Raw genomic sequence first — 20,367 nt, forward strand, 5'->3', positions numbered from 1 at the left:
TTAGCTTGTTGCCTCTGCCCATGTTGCCTGTTTACTATTCCGATATTTTCCTCAGCCACGATACCGGGCCATTTCACCCCGAGCGTCCGGCTCGCTTGCAGTCCATTGTTAAGGCGCTGCGTGGTGCCCCTTTTGCCAACCAGTTGGAATGGCGGGATCCCCCCTTGGCGGAGCTGGCAGAGCTGGAGCGAGTACACTCGCGTCGGCACATTCAACAGGTGGCTGAGTTGGCAACAGCAGGTGGGGGACACATTGATGCCGACACTGCTCTCTCGGAGAGAAGTTTTGAAGCGGCGCGCCTGGCTGTGGGGGCTTGGGTGGCCGGCTCTGCCTCGGTTTTGACCACCGCTCAGCCAGCGCTGGTGCTGTGCCGTCCACCTGGGCATCACGCAGAGCCAGAACGGGCAATGGGGTTTTGTTTATTCAGCAACGCGGCCATTGCGGCGCTGTGGGCGCTGGATCAGCCGGGGGTGAAGCGGGTGGCGATTTTCGATTGGGATGTTCACCACGGCAACGGCACGCAGGCGGTGGTGGAGCGCTATCCCCAACTGGCCTATGCCTCCATCCATCAGTTTCCCCTCTACCCCGGCACCGGCTCCGCTCGCGAAACCGGGATCCACGGCAACCTCTGCAACGTGCCTTTGCCTGCCGGCTCGGATTGGTTGGCCTACAAAAAGGCCCTCGACGAGAAGATCTTGCCGTTCTTGCAAGCGTTCCAGCCGGATTTGCTGCTGGTGAGCGCCGGCTTCGACTGTGCCAAAGGGGATCCCCTGGCCGGTATGCGGCTAGAGCCGGAAGACTTTGGCCGCATGGCCCGCCTTTGCCTGGAGCAGGTGACCCGCAAAACCCTCTTCGGCTTGGAAGGCGGCTATAACCTGGACAACCTGGCGCGCGGCTGGCTGAGCCTGGCCCAAGCTTGCCTGGAGAGTTAACCTTTCCACTTCACCTTGGGTAAAATCTGCCGCACATCCACCCGATCCTTGTACTTGAGAGCAAAGTTGAGCAGCGAATCCAAGAGGGAATCGGACAGATAGTGGGGCTGGAGGCCCAGGTCTAGGAGCTTGGTGTTTTTGGCGTTGTAGTAGTGCTCTTCCAGCTCGACGCGGGGGTTCTCCAGGTGGTTGATTTCCACCTTCAGGCCCATGGTGGCTCCCGCCTTTTGCACCAGCAACGCCAGTTGCTCAACACTAAATTGCTCTGTGAACTGGTTCATCACCCGGAATTGGCCCGGCTCGGCAGGGTGAGCAATGGCCAGCTCCACGCAGCGCACCGTGTCGCGGATATCCAGGAAACCGCGGGTCTGGCCGCCCTTGCCATACACTGTCAGCGGATGGCCCACGGCCGCTTGAATGCAGAAGCGGTTCAGAGCTGTGCCGAATACGCCATCGTAATCGAGACGGTTGATCAGCACCTCGTCCATGCCGGTTTCTTCTGTGAGCACGCCGTATACCACCCCTTGGTTGAGGTCGGTGGCCCGCAGGCCCCAGACGCGGCAGGCGAAGTGGATGTTGTGGCTGTCGTGTACTTTGGAGAGGTGATACATGGATCCCGGCTGCTTGGGGTAGGGCAGGGTATCCTTGCGGCCATTGTGCTCGATGGTGATGTACCCCTCCTCGATGTCGATGTTGGGGGTGCCGTACTCGCCCATGGTGCCCAGCTTCACCAGGTGGCAATCGGGAAATTCCTCCTTGATGGCGTAGAGGATGTTCAAGGTGCCCACCACGTTGTTCACCTGGGTCATCACCGCATGCTCGCGGCTGATCATCGAGTAAGGGGCAGAGCGCTGCTCGCCAAAGTGAACAATGGCCTCCGGCGGGAAGCGGCGCATGCAGGAGATCAGGGCTTCGTAGTTGGTAACGTCGCAGACAAAGATGGGAATGTCCTTGCCGGTTAGCCCCTTCCAGCAATCCACCCGTTGCTCTAGCTGGGCAATTGGGGTCAGGGTAGAAACCCCCAGTTGCAGATCCCAGAGGCGGCGGACGTAGGAATCGAGAATGGCCACCTCATAACCCCTGTTGGATAGGTATAGGGCCGTCGCCCAGCCACAGTATCCGTCACCACCAATAACCAGGACTTTCATCAGGGAAGCAAAATTCGGCTGCTCACGAATCTACCAAGTTATGGCACCAAAGACAAACTCTCCTGGGATCCCTTTGAGCGCTGCATGGCTCCTCATTCAATGCGAGGCGGGTTATCCAGGGTATAAACCGTGGTCTCGGCGGCAATGGCACGGCGCAGGTGAGCTGGGACTTGGTAGAGGCCCAGAAGGGTGATGCCATCGATGAATTGCAGTGCCCCTCGCTCGGGATCCAACTGTTGGCTCAGAATCTGGTCGATCTGCTCCGGTTCTGGCCTGGGGGAGATGGGATCCTGAGCTGCCAGGGCAAAACCCAGTGGGCCACCGTAGGTGGGGGCATAGATGGCGTAGGGCTGCACGGCGGCAAACACCGTTTTCAGGGTGCGAACAATGCGGGTGTGTTGATGAAGCTCAACCGGCCCCGTCGGCCCGGCTTGGATGGTGAAAGCCCCATCTGGCTGCAACTTGGAGCGGATCTGGCGGAAAAACTCCTGGGTGAAGAGGCGGTAGGCAGGGCCGGACTCAATGGGATCGGAGAGATCGGAAAGGATCACATCCCAAATGGGGCCTGTTTCTTGGAGAAAATCCAAGGCATCGGCAATCACCACCTCCACCCGCGGATCTTCAAAGGATCCCTGGTGCATTTCCGGCAGGTGCTCTCGACAGGCGGCCACCACCTCCCCATCGATATCCACCATCACCACCTGCTCCACCGAGCGCCAACGCAGCACCTCCCGCAGCGTTGCCCCTTCTGCCCCCCCCAACACCAGTACCCGCCGGGGGATCCCGCCCGCTTGCACGACCTGCACCATAGCCGGATGAACCAAAGCCTCGTGGTACAGAAACTCATCCACGGTAGTGGATTGCCAATGCCCATCCAGCATCAGACCCTTGCCGAAGGCCCCCGTCTCGGCGATCAGCATCTCCTGGAAAGGGGTTTTTCGGTAGGCCAAGATGCGCGTGACGGCACGGGCGGTGTAGTCCCAAGGGGTAAAGTACTCCTGAACCCAGAAGAAACTTCTCGGGCTGCTCATAAGCACCTCGCTACAGCTTTTTCCAGCAACATAGACTGACCTCTGGGGTGAATCGGATCCCACCCAGCCTACAGATGGCCCCCATGACAGTTTGGAAAAAGCTGCGATTGGCGAAGATCTCAGCGCCTTCGTCGGGTCGCTTCACAGGTGAGCACCTCAGCCGAGTCTGGGGCCTCTTCCAGGAGTGTCGGTTGCGCGGTGCGGCGGGGCACCTTGCGCAGGGAATATCGTCGCGCTTGAAACACGTCGATCAGATATTCACAGGCCGCTTCCGGTCGGGTGTGGCGACCACAGGTGAACACATCCACCGCCGCGTAGCCCGCTTCGGGCCAGGTGTGAATGGAGATGTGGGATTCCCCCAAAAGAGCGAGGGCTGTAATCCCCTGCGGCTCAAATGGATGGCACAGCTCTCCCAAAAAGGTGGAGTTGGAGCGTCTGGCTGCCTCTCGCAAAGCCTGTTGCACCAGAGAGGCATCATCCAAAAGTTTGGCCGGGCAGTCGTAAAGCTCCAGGATACAGTGGATCCCGATCAGAGCTGGAGACCTATCCCCTAATTGGCCAGATAGTGTGTGCAGCATACTATCCCCTAATTGGCCAGATAGAACTGATTAGAACCAGAGGCTGCACAGAAAGCGCAGCTTTACCATTATCTCACAATTGACATACTCCCCTGCCTAAAGGCAGGGGATTCTGGTTCCTGGTTCTGCGACAGCACTTACCGTGTCAGGTTGCCCCTCCACAGCAGCGGTGCTCATCGCGGCAGCGGGCCGTAGGCCTTTCTCCCCAGGCGTTCCCCCTTTCGGGGCGGTTCCCTTTTGCCCAAAGGTACCGTTGTTCCACTCCTCACCCAACAACTCCAACCCTTTGCGCAGGATGTTGATGGCCGCATTCTCATCCCGGCAAAGTACCACCCCACACTGCGGGCATTGATGGGTGCGACTGGACAGCGTCTTCTTCACCCGGTGGCCACACCGAGAACAGTCCTGACTGGTGTACTGGGGCGGCACGGCCACCACCACCTTGTTGAAGACCTTCCCGTAGGAGTCCAGCCACCCGGTGAATAAACTCCACCCGGCATCGTGAATCGACTTGGCCAAGTGGTGATTCCGCACCAAGTTGCGCACCTGCAAGTCCTCATACGCCACGATGTCGCTAGACAAAGCGCTCCGCGCCGCCGTAGGCGAGCACCACGCACCGGGCCAACTTCACAGCCCAGTCTCTACGCTGGCGTTGGACTTTGAGATGCACCTTGCCCAGTCGCTTCCTCTGCTGGTGGTAGTTCTTGGATTGGGGTTTGGCCCCTCTCCGTTCGCGTAAGCGGGACGGAGTCCTTAACTTCCGACTTAACCTGCGTTGCTCTCGCTTTAACCTCCTTTCGGCACGACGCAAAAACTGGGGGCACTCTACCTTGTGGCCGTGGCTGTCGGTGTAGAAGTGCATCAAGCCCACATCCAGCCCCACCGCCTCGCCGGTGTAGCCCACCTTCTCCCGACGCTCCACGTCCAGGCAGAACTGGGCGTAGTAGCCATCGGCTCTCCGCACTACCCGCACCCGATTGATTTTCAGGGTGAGGATGTCCCGCCGCGCCTTGTCGTTGCAATACAAAGCAAAGGTGCCTGCCTGGAAGCCATCCGTGAAGGTGAGGGACATCCCATCTGCTGCCAGCTTCCAGCCGGAGATCTTGTACTCCACGGAGCGACACCGTTTCTGGAACTTGGGATAGCCCTTCCGGGCTGCTTTCTCCTTGCAGCGGCGGTAGAAGTTGGAGATGGCAAACCAGGCTCGCTCCGCACTGGCTTGCCGGGCAGAGGAGTTCAGCTTCTGGGCGAAGGGGAACTCTCTGGCCAAGTCCTTGCAGAGGGAGTACAACGTGGCCCTGTTCACCCCCTGATGATCCATCCAGTGGCGCAGGCACTTGTTGCGCACGAACTGGGCAGTCCGAATGGCCTCATCCAGGGCTTGGTACTGCTGGGCTGTGCCGTTGAGGAGCTTGGCTTCGAGGACGCGCATGAGCCTACTTTATCAAAGGTCTAGCAAGATAAAAGCCGCCCTGGTCGCGTCAGCGGGCCGTAGGCCTTAGGGCGGGGCTTCAGACCCAGTTTTTTGGTAAAGCCAAACTACCCTCCCCAGCAGCTTTTTTCTTAACCGAAAGTTAACCCTAGGCCCAATCTGGAGCCACTGCACCACCGACACCAGCGTTCCGGGAAGGGGCTGGAGAAGCTAGGGCTGCTGCTCCTTTGAAGAGGGAGAGGGGGGATAGAGCAGGGCTTCCAGCTCCTGCAGCGCTTGCTCCAGGTTGTCGTTGACAATCACGTAGTCAAATTCGTCTTGGGCATCCAATTCCTTGCGGGCCTGTTCCAGGCGGCGCTCGATGCTGGCCTCTGAGTCTTGTCCGCGCTCGCGGATGCGACGTTCCAGCTCTTCCAGAGAAGGGGGACAGAGAAAGATGCGAATGGCATCTGGGTACTGTTGCCTCACCTGACGGGCCCCCGCCAGCTCAATTTCCAGCAGCACATCCTGACCCTGATTGAGTTTTTGGAACACGATCTCGCGGGGAGTGCCGTAAAAGTTGCCCGCATACTGTGCCCATTCCAACAGCTCGTTGGCTTCAATCAAGTTGAGAAATTCCTCCCGACTGCGAAAGTAGTAGTTGACGCCTTCCTGTTCGCTGGGGCGGGGGGGGCGGGTGGTGACCGAAACCGAGAGATACAGCTCGGGGTGGCGCTGGCGCAACTGGTTGACCAGCGTACCCTTACCCACTCCGCTGGGCCCTGTCAAAACCACCAAGCGACCGCGCGGGGTGGGAGCCGGAAGGGATCCCTGCTGCTGCGTACACTCAGAGGAAACCGGGGTAGGAGAGGTTGGCATAGACAGAGACCGACGCAAGACGGCTGGGCAATTGACTTGTTTGGGTTTGTTTTAGGATATCTCACTTCTGGTTTCTCAAACGGCTCACAGCGATGGCTTTCACTCGGTTTCGTCTGGCAAACCGGGCTTGGCCGTCAGGAAGCGGTTGGCAACGGTTTCGGGTTGGATGGCGGAGAGGATGACGTGCCCGGAATCGGTGATGATGACAGCGCGGGTACGACGACCATAGGTAGCATCCACCAACTGGCCCCTCTCGCGGGCATCGCTGATGATGCGTTTGATGGGAGCTGACTCGGGACTGACAATGGCGACCACACGCCCAGCGGCGACGATGTTGCCAAAGCCAATGTTGATTAGGCGGGTATCCATGGGGTGATGAGGGAACCTAACGGTTGTCCGGCCAGCAACCTTCATTAAGGTAGCAAATGGGGCTCTTTCGCGGGTTTGCCACAACGACACCTGAGTTCTCGGCCAATGGGGCAGTGAGTTCTGGCGACAAGTCCCGTTCGGGTGAGCCGCAAAAAGGCTGTGGTTGCATAACAAGCTGCACCCTCCCAAACAACTTGCCCTGTTTATCGAGGACGGTAAAATCGCCAACGCCAAGCAACTTCAACAGAACTTTAAGAGAACTTTAAGCCTCAAAGGCGGTAAGTGTGATAGGCAGTTTGAGTGGGCTCGGAAAACAGTAAAGATCGACCCAGCACCCCAAGCTTGAATAGATTTCTTCCTTGCCTATGCTTGACCTGACTTGGCTGGATCCCCTTGTCCAGCACTTTCAACTGGGGGATCCAGAGCCACCCGAAGCCATCCGAGTGGGCCTCATTCACCAAACTTGGAAACTCAACACCTCTGAGGGATCCTTCATCGTCCAGCGCCTTCACCCCCGATTTGATCCTGCTGTCACCGAAGATGGTCAAGCCATCGGCCAATGGTTGAGACAACACGGCTTCCCCGTCCCCCAATTCCGCCGCGCTCGCGATGGATCCCTGCACTTGTCCTGGGCAGAAGGGCTGTGGCGGGTCATGGATTGTCTGCCGGGATCCTGTCACCCAACTCCTCCCAATTGGGGCTATCTGGAAGAGGCGGGGGCAGCCGTTGGACGCCTGCATCGACTCTTGGCCCAGATGGACTATCGTTTTCGCTTCCAGATCCCGCATTTTCACGATACGGCTCACCTTTGGCAACAGCTACGCCAGCACGAACCGGTGCCAGAAGTGCAGGCAGAATGGCAGTTTTTAATCGAAACTGTGCCCAATCTTCTGCTGCCCTCGGGGATCCCAACTCAAATCATCCATGCCGATCTCAAGTTCAACAACTTTTTGTTCGATGAGCAGGGGCGATTTGTGGGCCTGGTGGATCTGGACACCTTTATGTATCACAATCTCTATGTTGAATTGGGGGATGCCCTGCGCTCCTGGGGCAAACGAGGAAATACCCTTCAGCCAGAGGCGATCCTGGCCGGGTTGCGGGGCTATGCCCAAACCGGGAACCTGCACGCCCTACAACCAGAACTCATCATTCAAGGGATCCAACTGATTACCCTGGAATTGGGGATGCGCTTTTTGCAGGATTGGTTTGAAGACGCTTACTGGAATTGGGATCCCCAGCGCTACCCCAGCCGCAAGGCCCATAACCTGGCCCGCTGCCAACAGCAAATTTGCCTCTATCAAGACCTAACCCAGAGGGTGCCTCAACTGTTGGAGTCCATGCGCGCCCTTTTGTCTTGTGAGCAGCGGAAAGAGGGAAGGTAGCCAACAGGTTTGCCCAGCTTTTGACAGCTCGTTTTGGGATCTGCTACCGCGGCATAGGAATGAAACATTTCTAAATATTTCTGTGGCATTGCTTCCCGACTCTCCTCCCCCAGAGGGAGAGGGGCTGGGGGCGGTCGCGAAACGCCTAGGAAGTGTCTCAATCTAGTTTCAAATGACGATAACGCTCAATCTCGACTTTGACTTGGATCGCAATGGTCGGGAACACGCTCCAAGCTCCCCTAGGCGGTTTGCACTTGGCGCACCAACCCAGTCGTTTTCAGAGCAGCCAAAGCCCGATCCCGGTAACGGCCATAGCGCTCCTGCTTGTTGCGAAGCTTGCGCCCCTCCAAATCCGGCAGCAGCCCAAAATTGGCCGGCATCGGCTGAAAGTGCCTGGGATCGGCGCTGCTGATGAACTGAAACAGGGATCCCATCATTGTTTCGGGGGGCAGCGTGATCAAGGGCAACCCCAGAGCCAGGCGGGCGGCGTTCTGTCCGGCCAACCATCCCCCTGCCACCGCGCAGGCATAGCCCTCGGTGCCCACCAACTGGCCGGCGGCAAACAGCGTGGGTCGGCGACGAAATTGCAAGGTCGGCCACAGAAGCTGGGGCGAATTCAAAAATGTATTGCGGTGCATCACCCCAAAGCGGACAAACTCCGCCTGTTCCAGGCCGGGGATGAGGCGAAAGACCCGCTGCTGTTCTCCCCATTTCAAGTTGGTTTGAAAGCCCACCAAGTTCCACAGCTGCCCTGCTTTGTCCTCTTGCCGCAACTGCACCACCGCGTAAGGACGGGATCCCGTGCGCGGATCCACCAGCCCCACCGGCTTCAAGGGGCCGAAACAGAGGGTGTCTTTGCCACGGCGCGCCATTTCTTCAATCGGCAAGCAGCCCTCGAAAAACTTGCGCTCCTCCCGTTCAAAATCCTTGAGGGGCGCCTGCTCCGCCTCCACCAGCGCCCGCCAAAACCGTTCGTACTCCGCTTCCGTCATGGGGCAGTTGAGATAGGCTGCTTCCCCCTTGTCGTAGCGGGAAGCCTGAAACACCACCGCTCGGTTCAACGAATCCCCGGTAACAATGGGGCTAGACGCATCAAAAAAGCTCAGGTACTCCAGGCCCGTAAAGGCTTGCAGTGCCTTGGCCAGGGGATCGCTGGTCAGAGGGCCGGTACAGAGGACGGCAATGCCCTCCGGGATCTCCGTCACCTCCTCCCGACGCAGGGTGATGCGGGGATGGTTTTGAATGGCTTCCGTGAGAGCCTGGCTGAAGCGGGCCCGATCCACTGCCAATGCCCCTCCTGCCGGCACTGCATGGCAATCCGCCGTCGCGATCACCAGGGATCCCAGTTGTCGCAGTTCTTCCTTGAGTAGCCCTGCCGCCCGATCGCTGGCTGCAGCCCCAAAGGAGTTGCTGCACACCAGCTCCCCCAACTGATCGGTGTGATGGGCCGGGCTCTGACGCACGGGGCGCATCTCCGAAAGGATGACAGGCAACCCTGCCTGGGCAATTTGCCAAGCAGCTTCTGTCCCCGCCAACCCCCCGCCCACAACATGGATGGGGGCAAAGGCTCCCGCTCGTGCAAGCGGGCTGCAAGCCCTTGGGTTAGTTGGAGGGTTCATCACAACCTCCGGGAGGGAAGAGAAGAATGGAGCGCACCCTGCTAGGGCCGGAAACGGCTCAGGTCAAACCCACTATACCAACCATCAGCATGGCCCGACCTGCACGAGGCAAGTGACCCAGAGGCGGGATACGCTACTAGATACGCTACTATAAGTACCCGCTGACACCCAGGATCCCGACCCATGACGGAAACGGCTGACCTTTGGCCACAGCTTTTGGGGCAGTTGCTGGATCGGCAATCTCTGAGCGAAGCCCAAGCTGAACAGTTGATGAACGGTTGGCTCCAGAACCAAGTGCCAGATGTGGTGTCGGGGGCGATTCTGGCGGCCCTGCAAGCCAAGGGTGTGAGCGCTGGTGAACTGGCCGGCATGGCACGAGTGCTACAGCGGGCTTCGCTGGGATCCCCGCTGGACTTGCCTCTCCTGGTGGATACCTGTGGCACCGGCGGCGATGGGGCCGGCACTTTTAACATTTCCACGGCGGTGGCCTTTGTGGTCAGTGCAGCCGGGATCCCGGTGGTTAAACATGGCAACCGCTCCGCCTCTGGCAAGGTCGGCTCGGCGGATGTGCTGGAGGCCCTGGGGGTGAACTTGGGGGCTGAGCCAGAGCGGGTGCGGGCGGCTGTGGCGGAAGTGGGCATCACCTTTTTGTTTGCTCCCCAGTGGCACCCGGCCATGCGGGCGGTGATCCCCTATCGGCGGGCCCTCAAGGTTCGCACCATTTTCAACCTGTTGGGGCCCTTGGTCAACCCCCTCTATCCCAACCGCCAGGTGATCGGGGTTTACGCCCAGGAGCTGGTGCCGGTAATGGCAGAGGCCCTGCGCCTGTTGGGACGGGAAGGGGCCATTGTGTTGCACAGCCGCGAAGGTCTCGACGAGGCCGGTCTGGATCAACCCACCGATCTGGGCATCCTGTCCGGTGGGCTGGTACGGACGGAAGTCTTGAACCCTGCAGATTACGAGCTGACCCTGGCACCCACCCAAGCTCTCAAGGGGGGGGATGTGGCGGAAAATGCCGCCATCCTCACCCAAGTTCTCCAGGGATCCGGGACGCCTGCCCAGCAGGATGTGGTGGCCTTGAATGCTGCTTTGGCCCTGCAGGTGGCCGGAGTGGCCCCCGATTGGAGAGCCGGGATCGCCCAAGCTCGCGAGATTCTCGCCAGGGGTGCCGCTTGGGATCGCTTGCAACAGCTGGTTCATTTTCTCAAGGCTTGATGCCGGTAGGAGCCCAGGAGAGGGCGACAGGGATCCCACCTGAGCCTAGGGCTAAAACTCCCGCCCTCGCCCAAAGGCCAGAACTTCATCCACCCCCAAGCGAGGCTTGCGCGGCAGGTTACCCGCTGCCGCATATCCAACCGCCAGCAGCATCACCGGCACGTAGCGGTCGGCAATGCCGAACTCCCGCTTTACCCCTTCCGGATCAAAGCCGATCATCAGGCCCGCTCACCAAACCCTTGGCCTGAGCCGCGATCATCAGCGCCATGGCAGCCATCGCCCCAGAGCGAATCGCTTCATCCCGCGCCAAGGTGGGATTGTGGAGCATGCCTCTAACCCCCAAAACCCTGAACTTTGCTGAATTTACTGAGCTTTAGGCGGTTTGGCAAAAGTCATTGAGAGGGATATAGTAGACCAAGTTTCCCCCTGATCCTTGAGTCCACCGCAACGGTTGCCGGGAAGTGAAGGGGGAAAGCGCTCGGGGGGTATTCCTCAGGGCTTTGCGGGATACCGCCTTCCTGTTTGGACTCCGTCCCGCTGACGCGAACAGAGATAGGCAGGATGCGATCGCTTCTTTCCTGAACCATGTTCAGGAGAGTTCAGCGTGAATGTATCAGATAGGTTGCCTGGGCCATGTTCACCCAGCCTTCCGCTTTTTCGGGCGAGAGGATCCCGGCAGCAACGCTTCTTTGCACAATTTCAGGCAGTTTCTCATACCCCCGCAGATCCCCCAGGATGATAAACACCACCGATGCATCCGCCACCTTCTGTTGGTTGTAGGCCAGAGATTTGAGGCGCTCTTTGTCTTCCGGGTCGGTGACCGCAACAAACCGCCAGTGCTGAATGTTGAAGGAAGAAGGAGCTTCCGTAGCATAAGCCACCAGCTCTCGGATCTCCGCTTCCGATAAACGGCGGCTGGGATCCAATTTGTCGGCGGAAATGCGCTCTTTCAGGGCAGTTAGGGCGTCCATAGGGATCCTCAAGTGTCGGTAGAAAGGCTGCTCCCCCCAAAGGTAGGGGCAGGATTGGCAAATGGCTATACATTCCGTGTTCAAACGGTCTGTCTTCTTTGTTATCCCCCTTTTATCCAGCCTGTGGCAACCGGGTGAGGCACAAACTGGGCCTTGGCAGGGCAGGCAAGCGGGATCCCTAACGCAAAGGCAGGTATGATGGAAAAACAAACTGGTCTCATCTGGGTCGCCCGGTTAATCGTCGGATTGGTGTGGTTGATGGGGAGAAGCAATCGGTGAACTTCGGTCGAGTGCTGACGGCCATGGTTACCCCCTTTACCGATGAGGGGGAGCTTAACTACGATGAGGCCGCTCGTTTGGCCGATTACTTGGTAACCCACGGCAGCGACGGCCTGGTGGTCTGTGGCACTACGGGCGAGTCTCCCACCCTGACTTGGCAAGAGGAGTATGAGCTGTTCCGCGTGGTGCGAGATGCCGTAGCCGGTCGGGCTAAGGTGATCGCCGGGACGGGATCCAACTCCACCCGTGAGGCCATTGAAGCCACAAAAAAGGCCGCTCAACTCGGTTTGGATGGCTCTCTGCAGGTGGTGCCCTACTACAACAAGCCTACCCAGGCCGGCCTTTATGAGCACTTCAAGGCCATCGCCCAAGCCAGTGACCTGCCCATCTTGCTCTACAACATTCCCAGTCGGACAGGGGCCAGTTTACAGCCGGAGACTGTAGCCCAATTAGCAGAATTGGAAACGGTTGTCGCCATCAAAGAAGCCAGTGGTATGATGGATGTAGCTTCGGAAATTCGGCGACTCACTCCCTCGCGTTTCGCCATCTATTCAGGGGATGACTCTCTGACGTTGCCACTCCTATCTTTGGGAGGCAGCGGTGTGGTCAGTGTAGCCAGCCACCTAGTTGGGTTGCAGTTGCAGGAGCTGATCCAGAGCTACATCAGAGGGCAACACGATCAAGCTTTGGCCCACCACCTGCGCCTGTTTCCGTTGTTCAAGGTTTTATTCATCGAGACCAACCCAGTTCCGATTAAGGCCGCATTGGAGATGCAGGGTTGGCGAGTGGGTCGGGCGCGCCTTCCCCTAGCGCCTCTACACCCCAGTTCTCTGCAGGTTTTGCGACAGGTGCTTGAAGAGATGGGCCTACTGGCTGAATCGAAGGGATCCGAACAAATGGCGACGAAAGTTTCATGATTGCATTTTTAGGCTTTGCTTCTGCCATGACCACGGTTTTCAGGGGTTTGCAAGGGGCTCTTTTGTGGCGTTTGACCTGTGGGTAGGTAGCTTTTTCCTTGAAAAGCTCTTCCCCGGCCTGGGAAATGGATGAGTTGCGGCTTTCGCCCACAACTTTGTCGGGGATAGCTTGTGCCCATTTCTGTTTTTGTTTTTTTACTGTTGAGGATCTAAACCCATATGCCAACACCACGTTCTTCAGTTGCTTCTCGTTCTGTGATCCCACAATCCACCTCTTCCGTTCAGATGATTCCGCTGGGCGGCGAACGGGAGATCGGCAAAAACACATGGGCCTTCCGCTACGAGGACGACATTATCCTTTTGGATGCCGGTTTGGCTTTTCCCGATGAGAGCATGCACGGCATTAACATCGTGCTGCCGGACATGACCTACATCAAGCAAAACCGCGACAAAGTGCGGGGGATGGTGGTTACCCACGGCCACGAAGATCACATCGGTGGCATCCCGTATCACCTGCGGGAATTTGATATTCCGGTCATCTACGGCCCCAGATTGGCGCTGGCGCTGCTGGAAGAGAAATTGCGGGAGGTGGGCCTGCTCAACCGCACAGAGCTGCGTCCTGTTGGCCCCCGTGAAATCGTTCCCTTGAGTAAGCACTTTTTTGCCGAATTCATTCGCAACACCCACTCTTTTGCCGATAGCTTTACGGTGGCTCTGCACACGCCTGTGGGCGTCATTATTCAGACCGGCGACTTTAAGATCGACCATACCCCCGTGGATGGGGAGTACTTCGACCTGCAGCGGTTGGCCGAACATGGGGAAAAGGGAGTGCTCTGCCTGATCAGCGACTCCACCAACGCGGAAGTGCCGGGGTTTACCCCTTCCGAAGCCTCTGTGGTGCCGGGTCTCACCAAGGCCATTGCCGGAGCCAAGGGACGGGTGATCATCACTACCTTTGCTTCTTCGGTACATCGTCTCAACTTGGTGCTGCAGATCGCCGAACAGCAAGGTCGGGTGGTGTCTCTGCTGGGCCGCTCCATGCTAAACGTGGTGGCTCATGCGCGGCGCTTGGGCTACATCCGCTGCAAGGACGAAACGCTGCAGCCGATGCATGTGATCAACAGCCTGCCGGATGACCGGGTGATCATCCTCACCACCGGATCCCAGGGAGAACCGCTGGCTGCTCTTACCCGCATCGCCAACGGTGAGCACCCGCAGTTGCAAATCAAGCCAGGAGACACGGTGGTGTGGTCGGCCAACCCGATCCCTGGCAACACCATCGCAGTCTCGCGGGTCATTGACAAGCTAATGGAGCTGGGAGCCAATGTCATTTACGGCAAAGACAAGGGCCTGCACGTTTCCGGCCACGGCTGCCAGGAAGACCAGAAGCTGATGATTGCCCTCACCCGCCCCAAGTTCTTCGTTCCCACCCACGGGGAATACCGCATGCTGGTCAAGCACGCCGAAACCGCCATGAGCATGGGGATCCCGCGGGAAAACATTGTAATCATCGACAACGGCGATGTGGTGGAGGTGAACCGGGAGCGCATTGCCATCACGGGCCGCGTCCCCTCTGGCCTGCAGATGATCGCCGCTTCCCACGATGGAGTGGTGATGGATGAGATGATGCAGGAGCGGCAGCAGATCGCCAAAGATGGCATGGTGACGGTGGTGATCAGCCTGGACGGCAGCGGCCAGTTGCTCTGCACCCCGCAGGTGCAAACCTTTGGCTTGGCGGGGGAAGGGAACCAACTCAAGGGATCCGACCTGAAACCCCTTCTGGAGAACACCCTTCGGCAAGCGTGGCCCCAATTTGCTCGCTCGCTGGAGCGGGGCAGCCTGGACATCGACTGGGCCGGCCTTAAGGGCGAAGTGGAGCGGGTGGTGCGCCGTTTCTTGCGAGAACAATTGCCCGGCAAGCCCACGGTGGCGGTTTTTGTGCAATCCCCTGAAGAGGAGTCTGTGTCTTCCCTGAGTGTGGAAACCCAACCGGAGCCGGTAGCGGGTGCTCTGGGCCGGCGGCGGCGTTCCTCGGCAGCGGTAGCTGCTTCCTAAAACTGGCCCGTTCTCCGTGGCTGGATCGTCTAAGCGCCTTTGGGATCCCTTGCCGAGCGCAGGGATCCTTCCTATTGTGCCGGCTTGTATCCATCCGTGAGAAAACTGCGGAGGGCGGACTCTGCCGCCGCATCCCATTTCAGGGATCCCACCTCGCTAAAGGGAGGGCAGCGGGTTTGGGGAGGGAGCGGTTGCCGAAGGGCGCTCAAGAAGGCATCGGCCAAATCGGCGTAGCCCCGGTCGTTGGGGTGAAAGCCGTCGGCCAGCGGGCCGGGAAAGAAGGACTCGCGTCGGTAGGAGCGGGGATCGCAGAGCAAGTCCACCACTGGGATCCCCTGTTGGCTTAAGGGGTTGATGGCCCGTTGCGTGAGGCCAACCGAGATCAGGGAGAGCAGTTGGCGCACGCTGCTGGGTTGCTGCTGACCCAGAGGAATCAGGGCGAAGTTGGGCAGGTTGGCCACCGCCAGGCGAGCTTGAGGGGCACGGGCACGCACCGCTTGCAGCAGGGTTTGGTAATCGGCGGCGAATTGTCGGATCTGCTGATCGACGAAGGGCAAGGGATCCTCACCTTGGAGAGCCCGTTGAGCCGCCGCCAGAGCGATGGCGTTGGTATCGTTTCCGCCCACCCAAATGGTGATCAGGGTGGCATCGGGGGGAAGGCGCGGCACTTGATCCTGCAGCAAACTGGCCGGGATCCCCTGCCTCAGGGCTTGCATGGCGGGGCTGAGCACCGCTCCCGAACGGCCCAAATTGACCAGCTCAACCGGGGCCGGCAAAGACCGGGCCAGGCGGGGCACATAGCCCGTTCCATTGGGGCAGTCCAGGGGCTCTGAGCGCTGGGGTCGAGTGCCGGCGGCGTTGGCTGGGCCATCACAGGAAATGGAGGCGTTGTAGCCAACGGCATCGCTGGCTCCCAGGGCAACGTAGCGGGTGAGGGTGGGTGGGCTGGGCACAACAGGGGATCCAGAACTGGCAGAGCAGCCGGTTAGCCCCAAACTGAGTATCAAAATCAGCAGGGAGAGGAGGAACACCCAGCTGTCTTGTTGTCTTGGAGTCGAGTTTTCTGGGGTTCGGGTGCTGGCATCCTTTGCAGAGAGAGGCATGGGAAAGCGGGCATAGATAGGGCGAGGCGGGAAGCACCCCCAGACAGGCTAGCCAAGGATCCCAAAATTGGCGAGGTATGGTGGGAGTATGCCGCTACGGTTTTGCAAGTCCCGCACCTACCACGATCCCCTGCATGGCGCCATCAGCCTGAATGGAGGGGACGCGGTTGAGGCTCTGCTCATTCGCCTGATCGATACACCGGCCTTTCAGCGGCTGCGCCGCATTCGCCAGTTGGACACGGCCTTTTTTACCTTCCATGGGGCAGAGGGATCCCGCTTTACCCATTCGGTGGGGGTGCTGCAGGTAACGCGGCGGCTGTTCGACAAATTGGCCCATCGCTACCCAGAGCTGCGTCCCTATCGGGCGGTAACCTTGGCCTCGGCTCTGCTGCACGACATTGGCCATGCCCCTTTTAGCCATGCCGGGGAAGAGATCTTCGGCTGCCGGCACGAGGTTTGGACGGCCCGCATTCTCCGGGAGGATCCCCAAGTGGGGACGCTGCTGGCAGAGTTTGATTCCCAACTGCCGACCCAGATGCAGCAGGTGTTGCAGAAGCAATTTCCCCTGCCGCTGGTAGGTCAGCTTATTTCCAGCCAACTGGACTGCGACCGCTTCGATTACCTGATGCGGGACAGCCTGCTCACGGGCGCCCAATATGGCCACCTCGACCTGGATCGCATCCTAACGGTGCTGGATTATGACCCGGAGACGGGATCCCTGTCCATCCCGGCTCGCAAAGGCTTGGGGGCCATCGAGCACTACCTGGTGGTGCGCTATTTCATGTACACCCAGGTGTACCAGCACCCCAAGAGCCTCTGTGCCCGTTTTATCTTGGAGCGGCTATTCAGGCGGGCAGAGGCGCTCCTGCAAAGGGGGGAGATTGAGCTGGATCCCATCCTCAGCGCTTGGTGCTGGGCCTCGCTGGCGGCTCAAAAAGGGGATCCCTTCGAGTTGCCGCTCCCCCTCTACTTGGCTGCCGACGATATCATCTTCAGCTACCCCATGCGCCTCTGGGCCATGTCGGGGAAGGATCCCATCTTGGCGGATCTGTCGCGGCGCTACTTGGAGCGGGATTTGTTCAAGGCCCGCAACATTACCCAGTTGTCTGAGGAACAACGCCAAACCCTGGTGGCCGCCGTGCAGGCCAAAATGCTGCAGGACGGGCTGGATCCTGAAAGTTACTTGGGCATCCGCTCTGCCCATGTCCAGGGCTATAGCTTTTATGACCAAGGGATCCAGCTCAAAACCGAGCGTGGCTATGAAGAAATTGCCCATCTTTCCCCTTTGGTGCGTGCCTTGGTGGAAACCCAGCGCCAGGTCTGGCTAATCTTTCCCCGGCCCTATGGCGATATCGTAGAGGGGGTTTTGTCTGCCTAGAAAATCATTGGGCCATCCCAGAGCTAGAGCATTAGAGGTGGGAATCTGTTCCTGAGCACATCTAAACAACGAGGGAAGCAGGAGTGGGGATCCGAGAAATCCTAACGGGGGTACTGTCCTTAACAGCTTTGGCGATTGCCCTAGTGGCCCTGCAACTGAGGCGAGCGTTGCGGGCTTCCCCCTGGCTGAGGGATCCCCCGGCGGAACAGGCAGGGGAAATCGCGGCCGGGATGGAGCGGCTGGCGGTGATCGTGCCCGCCTACAACGAGGCCGAGAACGTGGTGGGCTGCCTGAGCAGCATTCTGGACAGCACCTCTGCCCCTTTACAGGTGTGGTTGGTGGACGATGAATCCACGGATGCCACCTGGGAGCTGGCCCAAGCCCTGGCTGCCGAACGGCAAGATCCGCGCCTACACCTGCTCAAGGGGGATCCCCGTCCCAAAGGCCAAAGGTGGGTGGGCAAAAACTGGGCCTGTGCCCAAGCCGTCGCCCGCGTAGAAGCCGACTACTTGCTGTTTCTGGATTGCGACGTGCGGCTGGGATCCGGTGCCATTGAAGCGGCCTTAGGACATTTGCTGGCAAGCGGCAGCGGCTTGGTGAGTGTAGGGCCGCAATTGGTGTGCGGTTGCCTAGCGGAGTGGCTGGTGCAACCCATCATGATGACCATCCTGGCGGTGGGTTACAACTTTGCCGCCGTCAACGATCCCGACAACCCCAAAGCCTTTGCCTTTGGTCCCTTCCTGCTGTTTCGGCGCTCTGCCTACGAGCAAGTTGGCGGGCATGCCGGAGTGGCCGATGTGGTGATCGAGGATGTGGCCCTGGGGCAACGGATCAAAGCCCAGGGGTTGGGCCTGCAAATTTGCCTGGGAGGGCCGCGGGTGCGCAGCCGCATGTATGCCAACGGGGCTGCCCTTTGGGAAGGGTGGACCAAAAACTGGTTCCTGGGCCTGGAGCGCAACTGGGCCTTGGCGGTGTTGGCAATGGGTACGGTCTTGGGGATCTGCAGCTTGCCCTGGTTGGGGGTGATCCTGGCTGGGGCTACGGGATCCCTGGAGGTGCTGTTGGCCAGCTTGGCAGGGATCCTGGCCCAATTGGCCATCCGGCTTCTGCTCCGGCATTGGGCGCATCTGCCCCTCTGCTACTGGTGGCTAACGGCAGTGGGGGGTTGGGCGACAGCGGCCATCATCTTGGCTTCGGCCATCCGCACCACCACCGGCCGCAACTGGACTTGGCGGGGCCGTTCTCTCGCCGTCCACTGACCGGAGTGCGCCAACACCCCAGAAATGGTACAAGAACATGGTCTAATGGGGGATGTTCGGAAAACAGGCAAGCTGGGTTTAGAAACAGCGGAATAGCACACCATGCAGGCTCTGGTCATCGGATCTGGGGGGCGAGAACACGCTCTGGCCTGGAAGCTGTTGCAGTCTCCCCAGGTTACTCGGATCTACTGTGCCCCCGGCAACGGCGGCATGCAGCAGCTGCCCCGCTGTCAATCCGTGGCTTTGGCGGCTACCGACATTGAAGGCCTGGTGCGGTTTGCTACCGTACAAGGGATCCGCCTGACGGTGGTAGGGCCAGAGCTGCCCTTGGTGCAGGGGATCGTGGACGCCTTCCAGGCAGCAGGGTTGCCCATTTTCGGGCCTAGCCGCGCCGCTGCCCAACTGGAAGGAAGCAAACTCTGGGCTAAGCAATTGATGCAAGAGGCGGGGATCCCGACTGCTCGCGCTACCGGCTTTGCTGAGCTATCTGCCGCTGTGGCCTATCTCGACTCCCAGAGTTTCCCAGTGGTCATCAAAAAAGACGGACTGGCTGCCGGCAAGGGGGTAACCGTTGCCCAAAACCGGGAAGAAGCGGTGCAAGCTCTAGAAGCTGCCCTGGCCAAGCCGGGCGATCAGGTGCTGATCGAGGAGTTTATCCCCGGCCAGGAGGTGTCGGTTTTGGCTCTAACCGATGGCCAGATCTGTGTGCCGCTGCCACCTGCCCAGGACTACAAGCGCCTTGGCGAGGGCGATACCGGCCCCAACACCGGCGGCATGGGAGCTCATGCCCCTGCGGATCACCTGGTCACTCCAGAAGGGTTGGCCCGCATCCAAACCCAGATCCTGGATCCCACCCTGGAGGCTTTGCAACGGCGGGGCATCCGCTACCAGGGGGTGATCTATGCCGGTTTGATGATCACGCCCAGTGGGGATCCCTACGTGTTGGAGTACAACTGCCGCTTTGGGGATCCAGAGGCTCAAGTCCTCCTGCCCTTGCTGGAAAACCCTTTGGACGAGGTGCTGCTGGCCTGTATAGAAGGACGGCTGGCCCAAATCCAGCTCAAATGGAAACCCGGCTATGCCGCCTGCGTGGTGATGGCAGCCCCAGGCTATCCCGATGCCTACGAGCGAGGGATCCCCATCTCCGGCTTGGATGCAGCTGCCACCACGGGGGCGTTGGTGTTTCACGCGGGTACCCGCCAGGCAGGCAAGCAGCTCCTGAGCGATGGCGGGCGCGTTCTCTGTCTTACCGGCCAAGGGGCAACCCTATCCGAGGCCCTGCGCCAAGCCTACGCAGCTGTGGAGCAAGTGCAGTTTCCCAAGGCCTACTACCGTTCTGACATCGGCAGCCACGCCCTGGGGCCTGCCGTCCGCCGAGGAGTGATCCCTACCCCATAAAGCCATCCCTTGCCCTCTCAGCTGCAGCCGGATGGAAGAAGCCCCAGAGGGGTCGCTCCTCCAGGGCCCATAAAGCAGCTTTGAAAAAAGCTTTGATGCTTAGACGATAGCGCTTTCGGTAACAAGACGGCAACAGTGATATCAAAAGCTCAACTTTACTTTAGATTCCTTAACAATAGCCCTCTGCTTTGACTAGGCACGGATATTGCTGAGCTGAGTCTCTCCCCTCTCGAGGGGGATCCCCCATTAGCCCACTTGAACTGTTGCGGACCCGGATCCCCTAGAGCAGGCATTTCCTCTCCCAGGGTGGAAGAGGGGTTGGGGGTGGTCGTCTGGGGCAGCGCATGGCAGAGGAGCATGACTCTAGTCAATAATAAGCTCAACTATACTGAAAATAATGTATAATATGTTCAGTACGGATTACTACCAGTTGATCTTTCTGT

The 20,367-nt window shown here is 59.3% G+C and carries 18 protein-coding genes and 1 pseudogene; 8 read left to right on the forward strand and 11 right to left on the reverse strand.

Annotated elements, in window-relative coordinates; genetic code table 11:
* Nucleotides 1-20: 20 nt before the first annotated feature.
* Nucleotides 21-932: a histone deacetylase family protein gene (locus ACVWXF_RS07035; protein WP_457474017.1), complete on the forward strand. Its 912-nt coding sequence runs from the start codon at nt 21-23 to the stop codon at nt 930-932.
* Here ACVWXF_RS07035 and ACVWXF_RS07040 read toward each other — a convergent pair.
* The 6 genes and pseudogenes from ACVWXF_RS07040 to remA all read right to left on the reverse strand — a co-directional run bounded on the left by ACVWXF_RS07040 (nt 929) and on the right by remA (nt 6,348).
* Nucleotides 929-2,080 (reverse strand): NAD-dependent epimerase/dehydratase family protein, encoded by a 1,152-nt coding sequence (locus ACVWXF_RS07040; RefSeq protein ID WP_457384670.1) that lies wholly within the window; start codon nt 2,078-2,080, stop codon nt 929-931. The genes ACVWXF_RS07035 and ACVWXF_RS07040 overlap by 4 nt on opposite strands.
* 92 nt (nt 2,081-2,172) lie before the next feature.
* Entirely contained in the window at nt 2,173-3,111 is a 939-nt protein-coding gene (locus tag ACVWXF_RS07045) for a fused MFS/spermidine synthase (RefSeq protein WP_414356308.1), read from the reverse strand.
* A 119-nt stretch (nt 3,112-3,230) separates the two neighbouring features.
* Nucleotides 3,231-3,689, reverse strand: a complete 459-nt coding sequence (gene speD / locus ACVWXF_RS07050; RefSeq protein ID WP_414328672.1) for an adenosylmethionine decarboxylase — start codon at nt 3,687-3,689, stop codon at nt 3,231-3,233.
* Nucleotides 3,690-3,785: 96 nt separating this feature from the next.
* Nucleotides 3,786-5,121 (reverse strand): annotated as a pseudogene (locus ACVWXF_RS07055) (RNA-guided endonuclease InsQ/TnpB family protein).
* Between the two features lie 210 nt (nt 5,122-5,331).
* Nucleotides 5,332-5,979, reverse strand: a complete 648-nt coding sequence (gene gmk, locus ACVWXF_RS07060) for a guanylate kinase (RefSeq protein ID WP_369791759.1) — start codon at nt 5,977-5,979, stop codon at nt 5,332-5,334.
* Nucleotides 5,980-6,078: 99 nt separating this feature from the next.
* Nucleotides 6,079-6,348, reverse strand: coding sequence for an extracellular matrix/biofilm regulator RemA (gene remA, locus ACVWXF_RS07065; protein ID WP_414330335.1), 270 nt, complete (start codon nt 6,346-6,348; stop codon nt 6,079-6,081).
* A gap of 365 nt (nt 6,349-6,713) precedes the next feature.
* On the opposite strand from remA, the gene ACVWXF_RS07070 reads away from it, so the two are divergent.
* Nucleotides 6,714-7,730, forward strand: a complete 1,017-nt coding sequence (locus ACVWXF_RS07070) for a phosphotransferase enzyme family protein (protein ID WP_457474018.1) — start codon at nt 6,714-6,716, stop codon at nt 7,728-7,730.
* Nucleotides 7,731-7,969: 239 nt separating this feature from the next.
* On the opposite strand, the gene trmFO is transcribed toward ACVWXF_RS07070, so the two are convergent.
* A complete protein-coding gene (trmFO, locus tag ACVWXF_RS07075) occupies nt 7,970-9,349 on the reverse strand; it encodes an FADH(2)-oxidizing methylenetetrahydrofolate--tRNA-(uracil(54)-C(5))-methyltransferase TrmFO (RefSeq protein ID WP_414329729.1) in 1,380 nt (459 codons plus the stop codon).
* A gap of 183 nt (nt 9,350-9,532) precedes the next feature.
* Between trmFO and trpD the strand changes: the two genes are divergently transcribed.
* On the forward strand, nt 9,533-10,564 hold the full coding sequence (trpD, locus tag ACVWXF_RS07080; protein WP_414329730.1) for an anthranilate phosphoribosyltransferase: 1,032 nt from the start codon (nt 9,533-9,535) through the stop codon (nt 10,562-10,564).
* Nucleotides 10,565-10,615: 51 nt separating this feature from the next.
* Here trpD and ACVWXF_RS07085 read toward each other — a convergent pair whose 3' ends face one another.
* The 3 genes from ACVWXF_RS07085 to ACVWXF_RS07095 form a co-directional block, all read right to left on the reverse strand.
* The gene (locus ACVWXF_RS07085) at nt 10,616-10,783 is read right to left on the reverse strand and encodes a hypothetical protein (protein ID WP_457395908.1); all 168 of its coding nucleotides are present in this window, start codon (nt 10,781-10,783) and stop codon (nt 10,616-10,618) included.
* The gene (locus ACVWXF_RS07090) at nt 10,770-10,892 is read right to left on the reverse strand and encodes a hypothetical protein (protein ID WP_457395907.1); all 123 of its coding nucleotides are present in this window, start codon (nt 10,890-10,892) and stop codon (nt 10,770-10,772) included. Before ACVWXF_RS07090 ends, ACVWXF_RS07085 begins: the two co-directional genes overlap by 14 nt.
* Before the next feature lie 271 nt (nt 10,893-11,163).
* Nucleotides 11,164-11,535, reverse strand: a complete 372-nt coding sequence (locus ACVWXF_RS07095; RefSeq protein ID WP_457384674.1) for a nitroreductase family protein — start codon at nt 11,533-11,535, stop codon at nt 11,164-11,166.
* A gap of 275 nt (nt 11,536-11,810) precedes the next feature.
* Here ACVWXF_RS07095 and dapA point away from each other — a divergent pair, with 275 nt between their 5' ends.
* Together dapA and ACVWXF_RS07105 are read left to right on the forward strand one after the other, a co-directional pair.
* A complete protein-coding gene (dapA, locus tag ACVWXF_RS07100) occupies nt 11,811-12,731 on the forward strand; it encodes a 4-hydroxy-tetrahydrodipicolinate synthase (protein ID WP_457474025.1) in 921 nt (306 codons plus the stop codon).
* Nucleotides 12,732-12,950: 219 nt separating this feature from the next.
* A complete protein-coding gene (locus ACVWXF_RS07105; protein WP_457405017.1) occupies nt 12,951-14,786 on the forward strand; it encodes a ribonuclease J in 1,836 nt (611 codons plus the stop codon).
* A 71-nt stretch (nt 14,787-14,857) separates the two neighbouring features.
* Here the strand turns inward: ACVWXF_RS07105 and ACVWXF_RS07110 are convergent, their stop codons facing one another.
* The gene (locus tag ACVWXF_RS07110; protein WP_457474019.1) at nt 14,858-15,817 is read right to left on the reverse strand and encodes an SGNH/GDSL hydrolase family protein; all 960 of its coding nucleotides are present in this window, start codon (nt 15,815-15,817) and stop codon (nt 14,858-14,860) included.
* Between the two features lie 160 nt (nt 15,818-15,977).
* Between ACVWXF_RS07110 and ACVWXF_RS07115 the strand changes: the two genes are divergently transcribed.
* From ACVWXF_RS07115 to purD, 3 genes are all read left to right on the forward strand, one after another.
* Nucleotides 15,978-17,267 (forward strand): HD domain-containing protein, encoded by a 1,290-nt coding sequence (locus ACVWXF_RS07115; protein ID WP_457474020.1) that lies wholly within the window; start codon nt 15,978-15,980, stop codon nt 17,265-17,267.
* Nucleotides 17,268-17,350: 83 nt separating this feature from the next.
* On the forward strand, nt 17,351-18,526 hold the full coding sequence (locus ACVWXF_RS07120) for a glycosyltransferase (protein ID WP_414383000.1): 1,176 nt from the start codon (nt 17,351-17,353) through the stop codon (nt 18,524-18,526).
* A 102-nt stretch (nt 18,527-18,628) separates the two neighbouring features.
* Nucleotides 18,629-19,924: a phosphoribosylamine--glycine ligase gene (purD, locus tag ACVWXF_RS07125; RefSeq protein WP_457467032.1), complete on the forward strand. Its 1,296-nt coding sequence runs from the start codon at nt 18,629-18,631 to the stop codon at nt 19,922-19,924.
* The last annotated feature ends 443 nt before the right edge of the window (nt 19,925-20,367 follow it).

This window comes from Thermostichus sp. MS-CIW-40 (assembly GCF_054058315.1).